15 protein-coding genes and 1 pseudogene are annotated in these 16,980 nt (G+C 70.4%); 2 read left to right on the top strand and 14 right to left on the bottom strand.

What is annotated here, in order from left to right; all coding sequences use genetic code 11:
- Positions 1-179 precede the first annotated feature (179 nt).
- From ACWEFL_RS17070 to ACWEFL_RS17020, 11 genes and pseudogenes are all read right to left on the bottom strand, one after another.
- Positions 180-2,987: a carbamoyltransferase HypF gene (locus tag ACWEFL_RS17070; protein WP_451712801.1), complete on the bottom strand. Its 2,808-nt coding sequence runs from the start codon at positions 2,985-2,987 to the stop codon at positions 180-182.
- Positions 2,984-3,865, bottom strand: a complete 882-nt coding sequence (gene hypB / locus ACWEFL_RS17065) for a hydrogenase nickel incorporation protein HypB (protein ID WP_451712800.1) — start codon at positions 3,863-3,865, stop codon at positions 2,984-2,986. The genes ACWEFL_RS17070 and hypB overlap by 4 nt, the downstream gene beginning before the upstream one ends.
- A 3-nt stretch (positions 3,866-3,868) precedes the next feature.
- A complete protein-coding gene (gene hypA, locus ACWEFL_RS17060) occupies positions 3,869-4,285 on the bottom strand; it encodes a hydrogenase maturation nickel metallochaperone HypA (RefSeq protein WP_451712798.1) in 417 nt (138 codons plus the stop codon).
- Positions 4,286-4,538: 253 nt separating this feature from the next.
- Entirely contained in the window at positions 4,539-4,643 is a 105-nt protein-coding gene (locus tag ACWEFL_RS17055; protein ID WP_451712795.1) for a DUF6893 family small protein, read from the bottom strand.
- Positions 4,637-5,209: a hydrogenase maturation protease gene (locus ACWEFL_RS17050; protein ID WP_451712792.1), complete on the bottom strand. Its 573-nt coding sequence runs from the start codon at positions 5,207-5,209 to the stop codon at positions 4,637-4,639. Before ACWEFL_RS17050 ends, ACWEFL_RS17055 begins: the two co-directional genes overlap by 7 nt.
- Positions 5,206-6,825: a hypothetical protein gene (locus tag ACWEFL_RS17045; RefSeq protein ID WP_451712789.1), complete on the bottom strand. Its 1,620-nt coding sequence runs from the start codon at positions 6,823-6,825 to the stop codon at positions 5,206-5,208. The genes ACWEFL_RS17050 and ACWEFL_RS17045 overlap by 4 nt, the downstream gene beginning before the upstream one ends.
- 242 nt (positions 6,826-7,067) lie before the next feature.
- Positions 7,068-7,697 (bottom strand): annotated as a pseudogene (locus ACWEFL_RS17040) (DUF6084 family protein); the annotation flags it as partial.
- Positions 7,694-8,395 carry a DUF5947 family protein gene (locus ACWEFL_RS17035; protein ID WP_451713032.1) on the bottom strand — a complete coding sequence of 234 codons (702 nt, stop codon included), beginning with the start codon at positions 8,393-8,395 and terminating at the stop codon, positions 7,694-7,696. The pseudogene ACWEFL_RS17040 and the gene ACWEFL_RS17035, both read right to left, overlap by 4 nt.
- A 257-nt stretch (positions 8,396-8,652) precedes the next feature.
- Positions 8,653-9,195, bottom strand: a complete 543-nt coding sequence (locus ACWEFL_RS17030) for a hypothetical protein (RefSeq protein ID WP_451712786.1) — start codon at positions 9,193-9,195, stop codon at positions 8,653-8,655.
- Positions 9,192-10,979, bottom strand: coding sequence for a nickel-dependent hydrogenase large subunit (locus tag ACWEFL_RS17025; protein ID WP_451712784.1), 1,788 nt, complete (start codon positions 10,977-10,979; stop codon positions 9,192-9,194). Before ACWEFL_RS17025 ends, ACWEFL_RS17030 begins: the two co-directional genes overlap by 4 nt.
- A gap of 90 nt (positions 10,980-11,069) precedes the next feature.
- The gene (locus ACWEFL_RS17020) at positions 11,070-12,152 is read right to left on the bottom strand and encodes an NADH-quinone oxidoreductase subunit B family protein (protein ID WP_451712783.1); all 1,083 of its coding nucleotides are present in this window, start codon (positions 12,150-12,152) and stop codon (positions 11,070-11,072) included.
- A 1,385-nt stretch (positions 12,153-13,537) separates the two neighbouring features.
- Here ACWEFL_RS17020 and ACWEFL_RS17015 point away from each other — a divergent pair.
- Positions 13,538-13,840, top strand: coding sequence for a hypothetical protein (locus tag ACWEFL_RS17015; RefSeq protein WP_451712780.1), 303 nt, complete (start codon positions 13,538-13,540; stop codon positions 13,838-13,840).
- Positions 13,841-13,855: 15 nt separating this feature from the next.
- Here ACWEFL_RS17015 and ACWEFL_RS17010 read toward each other — a convergent pair whose 3' ends face one another.
- Complete coding sequence (locus tag ACWEFL_RS17010; RefSeq protein ID WP_451713029.1) at positions 13,856-14,875, bottom strand: tetratricopeptide repeat protein; 1,020 nt, start codon at positions 14,873-14,875, stop codon at positions 13,856-13,858.
- Between the two features lie 394 nt (positions 14,876-15,269).
- Here ACWEFL_RS17010 and ACWEFL_RS17005 point away from each other — a divergent pair, with 394 nt between their 5' ends.
- Positions 15,270-15,659 (top strand): hypothetical protein, encoded by a 390-nt coding sequence (locus ACWEFL_RS17005; RefSeq protein WP_451712777.1) that lies wholly within the window; start codon positions 15,270-15,272, stop codon positions 15,657-15,659.
- A 73-nt stretch (positions 15,660-15,732) separates the two neighbouring features.
- On the opposite strand, the gene ACWEFL_RS17000 is transcribed toward ACWEFL_RS17005, so the two are convergent.
- Positions 15,733-16,338 carry a hypothetical protein gene (locus ACWEFL_RS17000; protein WP_451712775.1) on the bottom strand — a complete coding sequence of 202 codons (606 nt, stop codon included), beginning with the start codon at positions 16,336-16,338 and terminating at the stop codon, positions 15,733-15,735.
- Between the two features lie 368 nt (positions 16,339-16,706).
- Positions 16,707-16,967, bottom strand: coding sequence for a hypothetical protein (locus tag ACWEFL_RS16995; protein WP_451712772.1), 261 nt, complete (start codon positions 16,965-16,967; stop codon positions 16,707-16,709).
- Positions 16,968-16,980 lie beyond the last annotated feature (13 nt).

The following is a 16,980-nucleotide window of genomic DNA, read 5'->3' as shown; positions in this document are numbered from 1 at the left end:
ATCGGCCTGTTCGCGATCCGCACTCGGTCTGTCCGCGGTCTGTGCTCGGTCCGTTCGTGGCCTGTGCTCGGTCTGTGCTCGGTCCGTTCGTGGTCTGTCGGCGGCGTGTCGGTGGCCTGTGCCCGGTCTGCCGCGGCCTGTTCCCGGACTCTTTGCGACTCTTCACGCCGGTCGCCGACTCAGCCCGCCGGACCGTTCACCGGCCCGTTCACCGGCCCGTTCACCGGCCCGTTCACCGGCCCGTTCACCGACCGGGCGGCGATCATGATCTGGCCGAGTGCCAACCCTCCATCGTTGGGCGGCACACGGTGGTGGCGCAGGACGGTGAACCCGTCCGCGCGCAGCGCGGTGGCGCAGGCCGAGGAGAGCAGGGTGTTGGCGAACACCCCGCCCGTCAGGGCGACCGTCTCCAGCCCGTGCCTCTCGCGCGCCAGTGCGCAACCGTCGCGTACCAGCGCGGTGACGGCCGTGTGGAACCGTGCCGCGATCCGGGGCGGTTCGGTTCCCGCCCCCACGTCGGCGACGACGGCGGCCAGCACCGGCGCGGGGTCGGCGATCAGCTCGGCGTCCGGAGCGGTGCCCTCCCGGAGTGCGAACCGGTACCGGGCCGGGGCAGGGTGCGGACCGCCGTCCGGAGCAGGGGCAAGGGCAGAAGCGGAGACAGAAGCGGAGGCAGAGGCAGACGCGTCTTCGGAAGAGACGAGCGGTGCGACGGCTCCAGGAGCGGCGAGCAGCGCGGCGGCTTCGAGTTCGATCGCGGCCTGCGCCTCGTAACCGGCCAGCTGACACACCCCGGCGACGGAGGACACCGCGTCGAACAGCCGCCCCATGCTCGATGTCGGCACGCAGTTGAGGCCCAGCTCCAACTGCCTGGCCAGCAGACGTCGTTCCTCGGCGGGGCAGGCCGCCACGCACGGCAGATCGTCCGTCCAGTCGATGCCCGCGGCCCGCAGATGCGCCAGCGCCATCCGGTAGGGACGCTGTACGGCCGCGTCCCCGCCGGGCAGTGGTACGTAGCCGAGCCGGCCGAAGCGGCGGTAGCCGTCGTAGCCCGCCAGCAGGATCTCTCCGCCCCATACGGCTCCGTCGTCGCCGTATCCGGTGCCGTCGAAGGCGATCCCGATGACCCGGTGAGTGCCGTCGAGGCCGTGTTCGGCCATCGCCGCGGCGATATGGGCGTGATGGTGCTGCACCCGGACCAGTGGCCGGCGGCCGGTCCGACGCCCGGCCCACTGCCCGGAGCGGTAGCCCGGATGGAGGTCGGCGGCCAGCAGCTCGGGTCGTACCGAGGTGATCGACTCCAGCTGTCGCTCGGCCCGTTCGAAGGCGTGCTGGGTGGCCAGATCGTCCATGTCGCCGATGTGCGCCGACAGCCAGGCCCGCCGCCCCTCGGCGAGGCAGAAGGCGTTCTTGAGGTCTCCGCCCACGGCGAGCGAGGGGTTGACCGCGACCGGCAGCGGTACGGGCAGCGGGGCATAGCCACGGGAGCGCCGGATCGTCAGCAGCTCCCCGTCGCAGACGCGTACGACCGAGTCGTCGCAGGGCACCTCGATCGCACGGTCGTGGGTGAGCCAGGCGTCGGCGATGTGCGCCAGTCGGCCGAGCGCCTCGGCGTCGTCGGTGACGATCGGCGCGCCGGAGACATTGCCACTGGTCATGACGAGCAATCGCGGTCCGGGCGGGTCGCCGGGCAGCCCCAGCAGAAGGTGGTGCAGGGGTGTGTACGGAAGCATGAACCCGAGGTCGGGGCTGCGTGGTGCGACAGAGTCGCAGACGGACGAGGCACGCTCGCGGCCGGGAGGCGCGGCACGGTCGCGTCCGGAATCCGCGGACCGTACGGAGTCCGCGGACCGTACGAAATCCGCAGGGTCACCGAGACCTCCGGGACCTCCGAGGTCTCCGGGATCCGCGGAGTCGTCACCGGAAGCACGAACGGAAGCGTCCGGGCGGCGGCGTAGCAGGACGATGGGCCGCAACGGCCCGGTGAGCAGCTCGCGTTCCTCGGGGCCGACGCACGCGAGGCGCTCGATATCGGTGAGGTCCTTGGCCATCAGGGCGAACGGCTTGTCTCCGCGGGCCTTGCGCCGCCGCAACAAGGCGACGGTTTCGGCGTTGGTCGCGTCGCAGGCCAGGTGGTAGCCGCCGATCCCCTTGACGGCGATGACCGCCCCGTCGGCCAGCAGCTTCCGGGCCGCGGCGACGGGGTCGCCGGGCTCCGTCGCGCCGGGTGACACCAGGCGCAGGCGCGGACCGCAGTCGTGGCAGCCGATGGGCTGGGCGTGGAAGCGCCGGTCGGCCGGGTCCGCGTACTCGGCGGAGCACACGGCACACATCGGGAAGCGGGCCATAGTGGTCTGGGCCCGGTCGTACGGGAGCCCTGTGACCACGGTGAAGCGGGGGCCGCAATTGGTGCAGACGATGAAGGGGTGACGGTAGCGGCGGTCTGCGGGGTCGCCGAGTTCGGCGAGGCAGTCGGCGCAGGTGGCGATGTCGGGTGAGACCAGAGTGTGGACGGGACCGTCGCCACGGGAAGCGACGATGGTGAAGCCGGAACCGCCCACGGCGACCAGTTCGCGATGGTCGACGGAGTCCACGACCGCGAGGGGCGGTGCCTCGTCCGCGATCCGCTCGCAGAAGCGGATCACGGCCTCGGCCCCGCCCTCCACCTCCGCGATCACGCCCTCGCCGGTGTTGGTGACATGACCGACGAGTCCGAGGCGGGTCGCGAGCGCGTAGACGAAGGGGCGGAAGCCCACCCCTTGGACGACGCCCCGGACGGTCACCCGGCGGCGCAGCACCGTACGGGAGGCGTCGGCGATGGCCGTCGTGTCCGCCGCAGCCCCTTTGACCGCGGTGACTTCTTTGACCGCGGTGACTTCTTTGGCCGCGGTCGTCGCGGTGCTTCGCCGCCGGGTGTCCTCCGGGGCCGCCGTGTCGGCCGTATCCGCCCCTGCGTCCGGCTGGGGGGAGAGCGCGGGCCCCGTCATGACCGGGGCAGGGCCACGGGCTGCGGCTCGTCCCCGTGGGAGTGGGTTCCACACGCATGGGACTCGTGCGCATGGGACTCGTGCATGTGAGACCCGTGTGCGTGAGACCCGTGCGCATGGGACTCGTTCGCATCGGACCCGTTCACGTGGGACTCATGCGCGTGAGACCCGTGCGCATGGGGCTGGTGCGGCTGTTGTGCCATGACCGGGGTGTGGACGTGCGCGCCGTCCGCTGCCGCGAGCGCCCTGTCGAGCAGCGCCCCGGCCCCGGCTCCGGTACGCGCGGAGGTCAGCACCAGCCCGACGCCGGGATTGACCCGCTGGACATTGGCGCGGAACGCCGCCTCGTCGAAGCCGACCGCGTCGGCGATGTCGGTCTTGGTGACCACCACCAGCTGCGCGAGCCCGAACGCCGTCGGATACTTCAGCGGTTTGTCCTCGCCCTCGGTCACCGAGGCGAGGACGACCCGCAGCGTCTCACCGAGGTCGTACGAGGCCGGGCAGACGAGGTTGCCGACGTTCTCGACGAAGAGCAGCCGGGTGTCATCGGGCAGCCAGCCGTCCAGGTGACGGCCGAGCATCGACGCCTCCAGATGGCAGAGGCCGTCGGTGAGCACCTGTTTGACGGGCACACCCGAACGGGCCAGCCGTACAGCGTCGTTCTCGGTCGCGAGGTCGGCGGTCAGTGCGGCGACGGGCACATCACGCCGACGGGCCAGCAGCAGTTCCTGTTCCAGCAGGGCGGTCTTCCCGCTGCCGGGGCTGGAGAGCAGATTGACCACCGTGGTGCCCCGGGCCGTGAGGTCGGCCCGCAACCGGTGTGCGCAGTCGTCGTTCTTGGCGAGTACGGCCTGTTGCAGATCGGCCACACGACACATGGTTCAGCGCTCCTCGGGTTGGGGTAAGCGGCTGGATCCGGGCGGGGGTCCCTGGTCCGATCCGGGCGGGAGTCCCTCGTCCCACCGCACACCGGCGATCTGGAGTTCACGCCCGGCCAGCAGCTCGGCGGTCGCCGTGCCACAGGCCGGACAGCACAGGTCCGGTGGCATCCCGACCGCCCACTCGTCCGCGCAGGGTTCGCAACGCGCACGGGCGGGCACCGGTACGGTGATGAGTTCCGCGCCTTCCAGAACCGTTCCTGCGCAGGCCAGTTCGAAGCAGAAGGCGAGTGAGTCGGGGACGACTCCGGCGAGTTCTCCCACCCGCAGGCGCACGGACCGTACGGTCGTGGCGCCCGCGGTCCGCGCCGCGTCCTCCACTTGGCCGACGACCGCCAGCGCGATGGACATCTCGTGCATCGCCTCGTCCTCTTCCCGGCTGTCGGTTGGGCCCGGCTCCATTAACAGCGGTACGCCGGTGGGCTCCGTACCGGCACGCCGCCGGGCCGCACAGCGGTGACTCGATCGGTGGATCGGCGGTCCACACCGGTCCACGGCGACCCGCGCCGGTCCGAAACGGTCCGAAAAGGTCCGAGAAGGTCCGTGCCGTCAGCGCACACGGCGACGGCACACAGCGACGGCACACAGCGGCGGAGCCCGTGACGGCGGCGGTTCACATGGCGCGAATCCGCAGGTAGCGCCTGAGATCCGGCAGCATCTGCGCCACGAGCGCACCGACGGCCACCACGGCCCCGGCAACGACGATCTTCTTCAGCATGGTGATGTGTTCCTCTCCTGGGTGGCCCCCGGATCCCGGGGTTCTCGCGGTTCTCGCGATTCTTCGAGCACGCTCAGTACGAGCCGTACGGCGTCCGGCACCGCCGCCGCGACCGGGGCGCTGAGTCCGATGCCCTCCTCGACGCAGGCGGGTTCGCAGCCCACGACCAGCGTCCGACGCGGCGGGGCGCCACCCGTACCGGCGCACAGGTCGCCGAGCAGCGCGAGTACGGCGTCCGGAGACATCCGGTGCCCGTCGAGGAGTGCCTGTCCCGTCGCGGTCTCCGCGGTCCCGGCCGTGCCGGGGCCGCTCGCGTCGATCAGATAGAGCGTTCCGGGGTCGCCGCCCCGAGCGGTGGCGTCGACCAGCACGAAGGTGTCGTATCCGTCGAGGAGTCGGTACGCGAGATGCACGCCGCGTACCCCGATGTCCACGGCTTCGACGTGCTCCGGCAGGGGTTCGGCGGTCAGTCGGCGTACGGTCTCCACGCCGAAGCCGTCGTCGCCGAGAAGGATGTTGCCGACTCCGGCCACCAGGGTCCGCCGAGGCTGTACGGGGGTGTTCACGCGTCCTCCAACGGAGTGACCCCGTCGGACAGCCCAGTAGTCCCGTCGGGCAGCGGAGTGACCTCGTCGGGCCGGAAGTAGAGGAATCTGCCCTGCTCCCGCCGGACGTCCGCGCCCGGATCGCCCTCCACCGTGACGGCGAGGTGCACTCCGCCGTCCACATCGTGCAGGACCGCTTCGACCAGGGCGTTGCGGCCGTGCAGAAAGAGATCCTGCGCGTCGGTACGGCGCAGCCCCGGACGGAGCAGGACACGGCTGCCCGCGCCCACCGGCCGCCCGTCCACCACGACCCGGTCCCGGTCGGGGTCGAAGCCGCCGTCGCTCTCCGGGTCCCACCAGGGCTTCTCCGGCCTCATCGGCTCCTCGGCACGGTCCGCGAAGCCCACGGAGTCCGGAAAGTCCGGAGAGTCTCCGGTGCCGGGAAGGCCGGGAAGGCCCGCCAGGTCGTTCGGCCGAGGCGGTGACGACGACGGCGACAACGAGAACGACGGTGTCGGCGTCGGTGTCGTTCCGGTGATCTCCCGCAGGGACCGTACGGCACCGTGCAGGCGCTCCAGCACCTCCGGCGGCATCGTGTCGGCGAGGTCGATCACGGCGGCGGCCCGTGGATCGGTTCCTCTGGCCTCGCGCTTCTCCTCATCCGTGAGGGCGGAGGTCCGCAGCGTCAGGATCTCGTCGATCTCCAGCGCGTCGTAGAGCGCGCCGGGGCTCTCCGGAGCGATGGCGGGGTGGTCCTCCAGGATGATCGGGGACGAGAGCATCACATCCGGGCGGCCGTCCTCGCCGGCCAGCACCGGCCAGGTGCGCAGGTTCCGGCACTCCGCGGCGGCGGCCCTGGCCCACTCGGGCGGATCGGCCATGGAGAGGAAGGACCCGGCGCTGAGGCCGAGCACCAGGTGGGCGGAGACCAGGGAGCGCGGCAGCGCCGCCTCCCGATCGGCGTCCACCGGGCGGGAGGGCCAGGCGCTGGTGTTCTCCACCACGGCGGTGAGGCGCTGTACGGCATAGGGGCCCGGCAGCGCGGTCGCCGTCAGCCGGATCAGGCCGCTCACCGCCTCACGGCGGAGGAGCAGCCGCCCGACCGGCCGCCCGGCCTCGTCCCGTACCGTTTCGGTGGCATCGCGCGCGGCGACGGCGAACGGGAACTCCAGCCCTTCGCCCTCCGGTTCACCGACCCGCTCACCGCCCCGTTCACCGATCGGTTGGCCCATCAGCTCATCGACCGGCACGGCCAGCTGAACGCGCTCCTCGACGCCCTCGTCCCAGGGAGTGAGGACCCGGTCGGCGAGTTCGAGCCGGGGAACGGTCAGATGGCCGCCGTCGGCACGGACTTCCTGCACGATCCTCCGCTGGGTGTGCAGAAAACGCAGCTCCACCAGCAGCGTCGCCTCGCGTCGGGGTTCCATCAGGCACTCGGTGCGCTGAAAGGAGTGCTCACCGCTGTCCGTACCCCAGTCGGGGGGTACGAGCACGCCGAACTGCCAGCGCAGCCGGTTCTTCGCGGCCGACGCACGGTACGGGTACAGCACATAGCCCTCGAAGAGCACGGCGTCCGCGACCTTGCGGGCGGCGGCGAAACGGGCCTCGAACGCGGGCGGGAGAGCGGATGTCGTCACGGGATCGTCCTGTCGGGTGTCAGAGCGGGCCCGCGGAGTCGCTCGGCGGGCCCGGCACGGCCCACGCGCTCGGCAGCCCCGACGCACCCGACGGACCTGGTGGACCTGGCGGACCCGCCTGGATCAACCGGATCAGCGGACTCAGCACACTCACCGGGCTCAGGGGGCTCCACGGCCTCAGCGCATTCAACGCCCGCCGACGCCTCCCCCGGCTCCCCCACCTCCCCCGACTCCGGCAGCCCCGGCGGCCCCGCGCTGTGCAAGAGCTCCCGAACGGTCGCGTCCCAGGAGGGCAGGGCCCGCCGCGAGCGGAAGGCGAGAAGCCGGTCCATGGTGTCGCGGGGCAGCCTCAGCCAGCCGCAGCCGGGAAAGTGCTGCTCGACCATCTCCCGCCAGACCGCGACCGGCATCCGGTACGAGGCTTCGCGGTCCCAGGGCACCGGTTCGACATGGAATCCGCCGGCGCCGGTGAAGGCCGTACCGGAGAAGAGCATCAGCAGCGGCACCTCTCCCTCGTCGAGGGCGTGGAAGTACCGGGTGGCCGCGATGTCCAGGTCGTATGTACAGGGAACCGGGAGGTCCACTTCCGTCTCGTCGGTGAACCCCGGTACCACCAGGGAGACCTGGGCGAACTGCAACGGCAGCATCGTGCTGCCCCAGCGGGCCCGCTCGCCGAAGAGATCGGCCAGGCCGTCGGCCTCGGAGGGGCCGTAGCCGCGGCGGGCCGGCTCGATGCGGATCTGGCAGCGCAGGGCGATGGCGTGCACCCGCACGCCCGGTGTCGCCGTGATGCGCAGCCGGAAGACGAGGGTGGGACCGACCGCGTACCGGTCGGCGCGCACGGCGTCGCAGGAGAACGCAAACTCCGTCATGACCGCTCCCCCTCCGCGCCCGAGTGCGCCGACCGCTCACCCTCCGCGACCAGGTGCGCCGACCGCTCCCTCTCCGGAACGGGCGCGCCCGCCCGCTCGCCCTCCGCGACCGGCCGGGCCCGCCGGGCGACCCGTGCGAAGAACTCCGCCAGGTCGGCGCGCGCCTCGGCTCCGCCGTCGAACCCCTGCCAGTGCAGCCGCATCCGGCCGACCAGTTCGTAACAGATGTCGATCGGCACCAGGAAGCACTCGTATCCGCCGTCCGTCTTGCGCAGCAGCAGGGCCTCCACGTCCGGCCGGAGCAGTTCGGTGAGCGGGCTGGCGCCGAGGACGTCGTCCCAGGTCGTGGGGTCCAGTTCGCTTTCCGTGGCGCCCGCGGGGCTCGGATAGAGCGCGACCAGGCGGTCCAAGGAGGCGTTGCGGAAGAGGAAGGCCACACCGACCGGGATCTGCAACCGCTCCCACGCACGGTCGTCCAGGCCGTGCCCGGCGTCGGTCAGATACCGGTCCGGTACGGCCCTGAACCGTCCGCCCACGCCTCCCGGCCCGTCGAAGAGCAGGGCGCACGGTGTGCAGGCACAGGCCAGCGCGCGCTTCTCGGTGTCCACCAGGTGGCGGTGATCGCCCGGCGGCACTTCCACGGCGCACAGCTCGCATCGCTCGGGCCTGGGCGGCACCGGCCCCACGAACCGCCGCAGCCCGGTCCGCCCCGGCCCCGCCCCAGCGGCCCGGCCTGAACCCGCACCGGCACCCGACCCCGTACCCGCACCGGCACCCAAACCGACACCCGAACCCGAACCCGCACCGAAACGCGCACCCAAACCCGTACCGCCGCCCGAACCCGTACCGCCACCCAAACCGACAACGGCACCCGCACCCGCACCCAACCCGCCCCCCGGTACCACCCCCAAACCCACCCCCACCCTTGCGCCCCCGCCCCCGCCCCGCTGCCCGCTCACGGCGCGTCCACCGCGTCCCGGCGCGAGGAGATCTGAAGCAGCGTCGGCTCGCCGGAGGCCCTGGACGGTTCGAGCTCCACCGAGCTGACCTCGGTGGTGAAGCAGGCCAGGGCCTCCTCCACGGACTTCCGCGCCGCCTCGTTCGTACTGGGACAGCCGCAGCCGCCCGCGGCAGTGGAACGCACCCGCAGAACGCCGGTGTCCGGTTCGAAGCCGACCAGCTCGACGGGACGTCCGGGCAGACGCTCCAGCGCGCGGCCGATCCGGGTTTCGAGGGGATCCGGGTGCAGATCGTGCAGGACCAGCATCCCCGACACCGGTTCGTCGCACAGCAGCCGTTCCAGCGCCCTGGGCTCGGTTCGCAGCAGCAGCGCCACGATCCGGGCCAGCCCGGCTCCGTAGAACTCCATCAGGGCGTGCACCAGTTCCTCGGCCGCCCCGCAGACCTCCCGGTCGCCGGAGGCAGCCAGCCGGTCCAGCACCTCTTCGACCCGCCGGCCGGCCTGTTCGGCGTCGAGCGCCGTCGTCCCGGCGCTCATCCGCCCATTCCGCTCAGACCGGTGGGCACGTGCATCGTCCGCACGGTCTTGCCGCCGCCGACGTACATGTGCACGCCACAGGGCAGACAGGGGTCGAAGCTGCGTACCGCGCGCATGATGTCGATGCCCTTGAAGTCGTCCGGGGTGTTCTCCTCGAAGATCGGCGTGTTCTGGACGGCGTCCTCGTACGGGCCCGGAGTGCCGAACGTGTCGCGGGTGCTGGCGTTCCACGGAGTCGGCGGATACGGATGGTAGTTGGCGATCTTGCCGTCCCTGATCACCATGTGGTGCGAGAGGATGCCGCGGACCGCCTCGGTGAAGCCGACGCCGATCCCTTCGTCCGGTACCTCGAACTTCTCCCAGGTCTGGGTGCGTCCGGCGCGGACCTCCTCAAGCCCCTTCTCCGCGAAGTGCAGGGCGACGGCGGCGGAGTACGCCTGGAAGTAGGTGCGCGCGCGGTTGCGTTCGAGCGCGTTGCTCCACTTCGGGATCTTCCACTCGAAGCTGGTCTCGGGCTTGGTCAGGCTCCTGGGCAGGTTGATCACCACGCTGTGACCGGTCGCCTTGACGTAGCCGATGTCGACCAGTCCCGACAGCGCCGTGGACCAGAGCCGGGCGAGGGGTCCGCCGCCGGTGTCCAGCGCCAGATGCTCCTTGCCGTCGAACCAGCGCGGGGACATCACCCAGCTGTACTTGTCGTCGAAGTCGCGCTTCTGCGGGGCGGGGATGGTGTGCTGGTTCCACGGGTGGCGCGGGTCGACCGGGTTGCCGAGCGGGTCCTGCGTGACGAACTGCTCCTTGCCCTCCCAGTCCTGGTAGTAGGAGCTGCCCAGCAGGATCCGGATGCCGAGGTTGATCTCGGTGAGATCGTTGGTGACCAGCTTGCCGTCCACGATGATGCCGGGCGTGACGAACATCCGCCGGCCCCAGTCCGTCATGTTGCGGTACGTGAAGTCGCAGTACTCGGGGTCGTTGAGCGCGCCCCAGCAGCCGAGCAGGACGCGACGTCGGCCGACCTCCTCGTAGCCGGGGAGGGCCTCGTAGAAGAAGTCGAACAGATCGTCGTGGAGCGGGACGACCCGCTTCATGAACTCCACGTACCGCATGAGCCGGCTGAGGTAGTCCGTGAAGAGCTGGACGGAGGCGACGGTTCCGACGCCGCCCGGATAGAGGGTGGAGGGATGCACATGGCGCCCCTCCATCAGGCAGAACATCTCCCGTGTGTACCGGCTGACTTGGAGCGCCTCGCGGTAGAACTCGCCTTCGAGCGGGTTGAGCGACCGCATGATGTCGGCGATCGTGCGGTAGCCGTGCTCACCGGCGTGCGGGGCCTCGGTGCGTTCGGCGAGTTCGAGCACACCGGGATTGGTCTCGCGGACCATCCGCTCGCAGTAGTCCACTCCGACCAGGTTCTCCTGGAAGATGTTGTGGTCGAACATGTACTCCGCCGACTCGCCCAGGTTGATGATCCACTCGCCGAGGTTCGGCGGCTTCACGCCATAGGCCATGTTCTGCGTGTACACCGAGCAGGTGGCGTGGTTGTCGCCGCAGATTCCGCAGATCCGGCTGGTGATGAAGTGCGCGTCACGCGGATCCTTGCCGCGCATGAAGACGCTGTAGCCGCGGAAGACCGAGGAGGTGCTGTAACACTCCGCGACCTTCTTCCGCTTGAAGTCGATCTTCGTATGGATGCCCAGGCTGCCCACGATCCGGGTGATCGGGTCCCAGGCCATCTCCACGAGGCCGCTGTCGTCGCGGGCGGCCTTCGTCGTCGGGGAACTCATGGTGTCTGCCGAGCCCTTCGTCGTACGGGAGGGGGATTCTGCTGAGAGGTCGGGCGGTATCCGGCCGCCACGGCGGCGGCCGGTACCGGGTCACCAGGGCGGCCGGTAGCCGGTGGTCAGCGCCTCCCCGCGCCGCCGCCACTTCGGCTCCCGGTCCGCGGTGTGCTCGGTCACCAGACGCAGCCTGCGGATGACCGAGCCGTACACCTCGCTGAGCGTGCTGGACACCTTGCCGCCCGGAGGCTCGTCCATGAACGGCATGAACTTGTCGGGGAAGCCGGGCATCGTGCAGGCGATGCAGATCCCGCCGACGTTCGGACAGCCGCCGATGCCGTTCATCCAGCCGCGCTTGGGCACGTTGCACTTGACGACCGGACCCCAGCAGCCCAGCTTGACCAGGCACTTGGGCGAGTCGTACGTGGACGCGAACTGCCCCTGCTCGTAGTACCCGGCCCGGTCGCAGCCCTCGTGCACGGTGGCGCCGAACAGCCACGCCGGACGCAGATGCTCGTCGAGGGGGATCATCGGGGCGGCGCCGGCCGCCTGGTGGAGCAGATACACCAGGGTCTCCGAGAAGTTGTCCGGCTGGATCGGACACCCCGGCACACAGACGATCGGGATGCCGGCCTTGGACTTCCAGTCCCACCCCAGGTAGTCGGGCACTCCCATCGCGCCCGTGGGGTTGCCCGCCATCGCGTGGATGCCGCCGTACGTGGCACAGGTGCCGATCGCGACGACGGCGAGGGCCTTGGGCGCGAGCCGGTCGATCCACTCGCTGGTGGTGATCGGCTGACCGGTCTCGGGGTCGTCGCCGAAGCCGCACCAGTAGCCCTCGGCCTTGATCGCCTCGTTGGGGACGGAACCCTCGATCACCAGAACGAACGGGTCGATCTCCCCTCGCTCCCCCTTGAAGAACCACTCGATGAACACGTCCGCGCCCTGCACCGGCCCGCTCTCGAAATCGATCAGGGGCCAGTGCACGGCGATCTTCGGCAGGCCCGGAAGGGCGCTGAGGGCGATCTCCTCGATGCTCGGCTGGGTCGCGGCGGTCAGCGCGACCGAGTCGCCGTCGCAGCTGAGCCCGGCGTTGATCCACAGAATGTGGATCGGTGACTGGTCCTCGGCAGGGCCGCTGTCCCGCGAGGTCGCGACGGCCGGTGAAGGTGCGCTCATGGGGTTCCTCCTGAGGGAGGTACGGAACGGGAAAAACCGCGTGTCAGACACCACCCTGAGACCGACGCTCGCTCGACGGCACGTCGTGCGGACCCATTGCGGTGATCCCCTGTCGGCCATCCGGGACCGCGCCCAGAACCTGGGCGGGGAGCACGTGGTGGACCGTGCTGCCGTAGTGACGGGAGCGATGTGACGGGGGTGATCCGGCCGAGCCGCCGGCAGAACCCGACACCACGGCCCTGCCGTCCTTCAGCGCCTCCGCCGGACAGCCGGGTCGCTCCGGGCGTGCTCCTCGCGGGTCGCGGTGTGCGCTGTGCGCCGTGGTGACAACTCGGTTCGCGCTTACGACAATTGGGATGAGCAGTCAGAGAGGCGTATCACCGGGGGTGGGGTCGATGGGCGGAGGGCCGCAGGACGGCAACCGGGGCTCGGGGTCGTCCGGACGGCGACGGGGCGGTTCCGGTGGCGCGGGGCCGTCGGGGCGCTGGCGGCTCCCAGGGCTCAGGCGAGGCGGGTCGGGAGGCCGTCGCGGCCCGTTCTTCGGCCCCCGGCCGCGAGGAGCGGAGGGGACCGGTAACGCACCGAGCCAGGGCACGGGATCCACACCGCCCGGACATGGTTCGGGCAGGGGTGACGGAGACGGCGTGGGCCACCCGCATGCCGGGGCCGGTACGGGCTCCGTCTGGGATGTCAACGCCGCCACGTTTCACAACGGCCCGACCCCGCAAGGCGGTGGCGGCGCGCCCGGCGATCACTCTCCGCCTTCCCACCCGGACGCCGGCCCCGGCGAGGGCGTGAGCGGTGCGGCGCGGCAACCCCTCCCGCAGCCCCAGGACGCGGGTGCGCCCGGGGCGGACGCCGGCACGAAAACCCCGGCGCCCGGCGCTCCGCCGACGGCTCCCGCGCACCCCAAAGGGCCGACGATCAAGATGATGCAGGAATCCGCGACGCAATGGCCGGAGAAGACGCCGCATGCGGTGCCGGGCAAGGAGACGGCGCACCCGCACGGCGACGCCGCCACGGAGACGAATGCTTCAGGGGCGGCGCACCCGTATGCCGTACCGGCCAAGGCTCCGATGGTCCAGGGAGCGCCACACGACTCCCAGCAGCCCCCACACGACGGGGGACACGCCGGCACGGCAGGAGGACCCCCCTCGAAGCCGCCATCCCCCGCTTCACACCACGCCTCCCAGGGAGCCGCTTCCGACAACGCGGACGGCACGGATCCGGCGGCGGAAGAGGCGGAAGAGAGCGATGCCTCGCAAGGCGACGCAAGCACGGTCCCGGCTCCGGCTGGTCCCGGTGCCGCCGTGCCCGCTGGTCCCGACGCCGCCGTTACCGACGGGAGCGGAGACGCGGGGCAGGGACCGGAGGATTTCGTGCCGGTGGGCGGGACGTGGGTCCCTGTCATCTCGGCCGAGAAGACGGACTCCGCCCCCTCCACGGCTCAGCCGGGCAAGACCGAAGAATCGGCCCAGCAGCCCTCCGCGTCCGGCGACAGCGCGCAGGCCGGGCACCATCTCCCCGGGGCGGATTTCGGAGCGATCGCGTTCGACTTCGACGGAGGGCTGCCCGACGCACCGCTCGCGGATGCCGGTGCGGACGGCGCCGCCGCCCCGGACGGTGACGCCGGAGCGGGCGGCTTCGAGAGCTTCGCCGCTGTCGCCCCACCCGAGACGATGGCGTAGGGCCTCTCGTTCGGATCAGGTCACGAACCTCCGGACGTCGTAACGCTCGGGGAAGATCCGCGATTCGACGTACCGGCCGATCTCCCTGACCTGCTCCGGAGAGCCGATGCCGGGCAGCTCCACGTATGCCGTGGAGTAGGCCCCCGACTCGTTGTAGCGCAGGCCGAGCGAGGCCGTATGGGTGAAGTAGGTGCCGAACGTCCGTACATAGCTGGGTGATTCGACGATCTGGTAGTACCAGACGAACTGGACCTTGCGCCGGATGAAGCCGGACTTCACGTCGACTCCGTACTCGTAGAAGTCCGCGCCGTCGGTCCGTGGCCTCACCAGCAGGAGGACGAGGGAGGAGAGAAAGAAGATCCACGCCACGAACGCGGGAACCACCATGAGCACGGCCTCCCCCAGGAGGCCGACGTGTGTGGCGACCAGCGGCACGGCCAGCGTCAGTACGGCGGCGATCAGGAAGCGCTTGGCAAGCATGGACAGCAAGTGCCGTGCCTTGAGTCTGACCTCGAACTTCGGCGCACCCCGGTCGGCGGCACGGTGGGTGTCGGACTGGGCCCTCAGAGTCGGCGGACCCGGAGTGATGGGCCTGCCGACGACAGGCTGAACCGCGGCGGCAGCCGGAGGCACGGGAGCGATGGCGCCGTCAGCTTCCTGACAGGCCCTCAGCCGGATCGCCGTGTCGCGGAACTCCGCGACTCCCAGGACTCGCTGGGCGGCGTCGAGGACTTTGCGGTACGCCTCCGCCGCCCCCTGCGGATCGGCGTCGGCCTGGAGGAGCCGACCGAGGCGGTACGCGGCCTCGTAGTGCCGCGGATCACCGTCCAGGATGCGTCGGAACTGCACTCGCGCTTCGCCGTGCCTGCCTGTGTCGGTCAGGCAGATCCCGTACGCGTAGCGCGCGGCGACATGGTCGGGCTCTTGCCGCAGGAGCTCCTCCAACAGAGGTAACGCTTCCTCCGGCCGTCCCCGGCGGTGCAGATCACTCGCCCGCGCGTACACCGCCCCGTCCTCACCGCCGGTCGGCGACATGGCCACCCGCCCCCCTGTTGATCCCCTTGCGTAGCCAAGTGCTCACGCAGACAGCAACATTGTGCCGCTCTGTGAGCTGCGTCATAAGCCCGAGTGGAAATTTCCCGCCGCACAACTGCTCCCGGACACCGCGAACACGCCCCGATGCGCCGCCCATCCCCACCACCCCAGCCCAGCCCCGTCCACGCGCCGCTCCCGCACGGGACACCAGAACTCCCCCTGACCGGCTCCCCCACCGCCCCCAGCCCGGCACACGCCATGGAAAAGGCAAAAACAACTACCGGTGACACACGACCGAAACCGAGTCCTCCCCGAACAGACATCGAAGCGATCCTCGGTGACACTGTGGGGTCTGTCGACGCATCCGTGATCCAGATGGGAGGAGCCTTTGACAATGGACCATTCATTCAGCTCGGACAAACCCCTGAATGCTTATTCCGACTGTTCGATCTACGTGAACCGCGCAGACCGTGAAGACGTCACAGGGGTCCTGGAAAGGAGTGGCGCGTCCAGGACGAGTGACGGCCTGCTGCGGTATGGAGAGATATTGGCCTATGTGGCGCACAACGACTATGAAGGCAGTCTCCGCGGAGATGCACCCGCCTTCCTCGACTGGCCGACGGTTCTTGAGTGCGAAGCTCTCAGCGGAGCCGCCCCACCCTCGATCGTCTCCGCCGTCGCCTCGATGCTGGAGGTGTTCTCACACGCCGGCTGGAGGGCGGAAGCCGCTTGTGACTTCGAGGATGAGATCCATCAGCTGCTCAAAGACCGTGGACGTCCATGAACGTGGTGGGCGATGTCGACACTCGCTTGGCTTGGGTGGAACGGACGGGTGGCGTCCCCCACCGGCCACCGGGTCAGGTCACCGGCATGGGGAGGAGGGCCAGCGGGAGCAGTCCGGCCTCCACCGTGACGCGGTCGATCGTGAGGCCGCTGTAGCGGCCGACGCCGGTGAACACACGTGCCGGGATCTCGTGCGCATGCTCCTCGAAGTACAGCTCCGCCTCCTCCGCGGTGGACACTCCGTCGTACGGGGACGGGAACACCGCCCCCGCCGCCCGCAGCGCGGCGTCCAGCTCCGGCGACCAGTCCGCGCCGTCGCGGAACTCGGCCTCCCACGTCCGCCCGTCGTCCCCGGGAGCATGGAGGATCAGAGGGGGCGCGTCATGGCGGTTCAGCGTGAGGCAGATGATCTCCTCGCCGACGAGGGGCGCCATCTCCGGAACGCCCCGGTAGCCGAAGAACCAGGTGGCGGCGAAATCGTTCTCCAGCACGTACACCCAGTCCCCGCAGACGCCGTACATCGCCCAACTGGCATGCCCCGAACCGGGGGACAGGGCCAGCTCCAACCGATCCTTGAACAAGTCCTGGCACAGGAGCTGCTCGCGGTCCGCACCGAGACGGACCAGGAACTCCTCCGGCTCCACACCACGAGCCGCCGTCAGCGAGATCCTTCCGAGCATCCCCGGACCATGCCCGGACGGGGCCTTATAGGCGTACTCGCCAATCCATCCAATTCCATCAGACATCCCGCCAACCTACCGGCGCACAGAAGAACACTTATTGAAAGGAGCGTCATCTCGCCATCGCGGCAGAGGGTCATCATCCTCGCCGTGGCAGCGAGGACCGGCACCGCGGGAGTTCGGGTTCTCGCGCAGCACTACTGTGTGCCCGGCGTCGTCCAGATCAAGCGCGCAAGCCTCCCAGGCCGCCGGCTCTGGTCACATTCGCGGCGGCAGGGTCCAGCGGCGGGCCGGAGGTCGGCGGCCGACGCCGGAGCGTCGGCCGCGACGGTAGTACCGCCATCGCAGCCACTTGCCGGCCGAGTTCCTCAGCTCGACAACGTGCTCAGGCCCTCGAACTCACCCATGACAGCGACGTCCTCATGCTTCTTCTCAGTCAGGACGGGGAGACCGTCGATGACACACGGCATCCAGTGCGAGAAGCTGCCGGTGGACTCCTGGGCGCGATTGAGCGCGTATTCGTCGTCTACGGCAAGGCCAAAACCGGCGCCGGTGAGCAGGTCCGACAGTCGCACGGCCAAGCTCCGGTCCAGGGGCGGGTAGTAGGAACTGTTGCCGTGCTCGCGCACGCAGCCGTAGCAG

It is taken from the genome of Streptomyces sp. NPDC004838, assembly GCF_053600955.1.
The sequence above is the reverse complement of the archived record's forward strand: the minus strand, read 5'-3'. Positions and strand labels throughout refer to the sequence as shown.

Bases quoted from the DNA above. Each gene is read 5' to 3' on its own strand.
- ACWEFL_RS17070 (WP_451712801.1), bottom strand. From the start codon at position 2,987: ATGACGGGGCCCGCGCTCTCCCCCCAGCCGGACGCAGGGGCGGATACG.
- hypB (WP_451712800.1), bottom strand. From the start codon at position 3,865: ATGTGTCGTGTGGCCGATCTGCAACAGGCCGTACTCGCCAAGAACGAC.
- hypA (WP_451712798.1), bottom strand. From the start codon at position 4,285: ATGCACGAGATGTCCATCGCGCTGGCGGTCGTCGGCCAAGTGGAGGAC.
- ACWEFL_RS17055 (WP_451712795.1), bottom strand. From the start codon at position 4,643: ATGCTGAAGAAGATCGTCGTTGCCGGGGCCGTGGTGGCCGTCGGTGCG.
- ACWEFL_RS17030 (WP_451712786.1), bottom strand. From the start codon at position 9,195: ATGAGCGCCGGGACGACGGCGCTCGACGCCGAACAGGCCGGCCGGCGG.
- ACWEFL_RS17025 (WP_451712784.1), bottom strand. From the start codon at position 10,979: ATGAGTTCCCCGACGACGAAGGCCGCCCGCGACGACAGCGGCCTCGTG.
- ACWEFL_RS17020 (WP_451712783.1), bottom strand. From the start codon at position 12,152: ATGAGCGCACCTTCACCGGCCGTCGCGACCTCGCGGGACAGCGGCCCT.
- ACWEFL_RS17010 (WP_451713029.1), bottom strand. From the start codon at position 14,875: ATGTCGCCGACCGGCGGTGAGGACGGGGCGGTGTACGCGCGGGCGAGT.
- ACWEFL_RS17005 (WP_451712777.1), top strand. From the start codon at position 15,270: ATGGACCATTCATTCAGCTCGGACAAACCCCTGAATGCTTATTCCGAC.
- ACWEFL_RS17000 (WP_451712775.1), bottom strand. From the start codon at position 16,338: ATGCTCGGAAGGATCTCGCTGACGGCGGCTCGTGGTGTGGAGCCGGAG.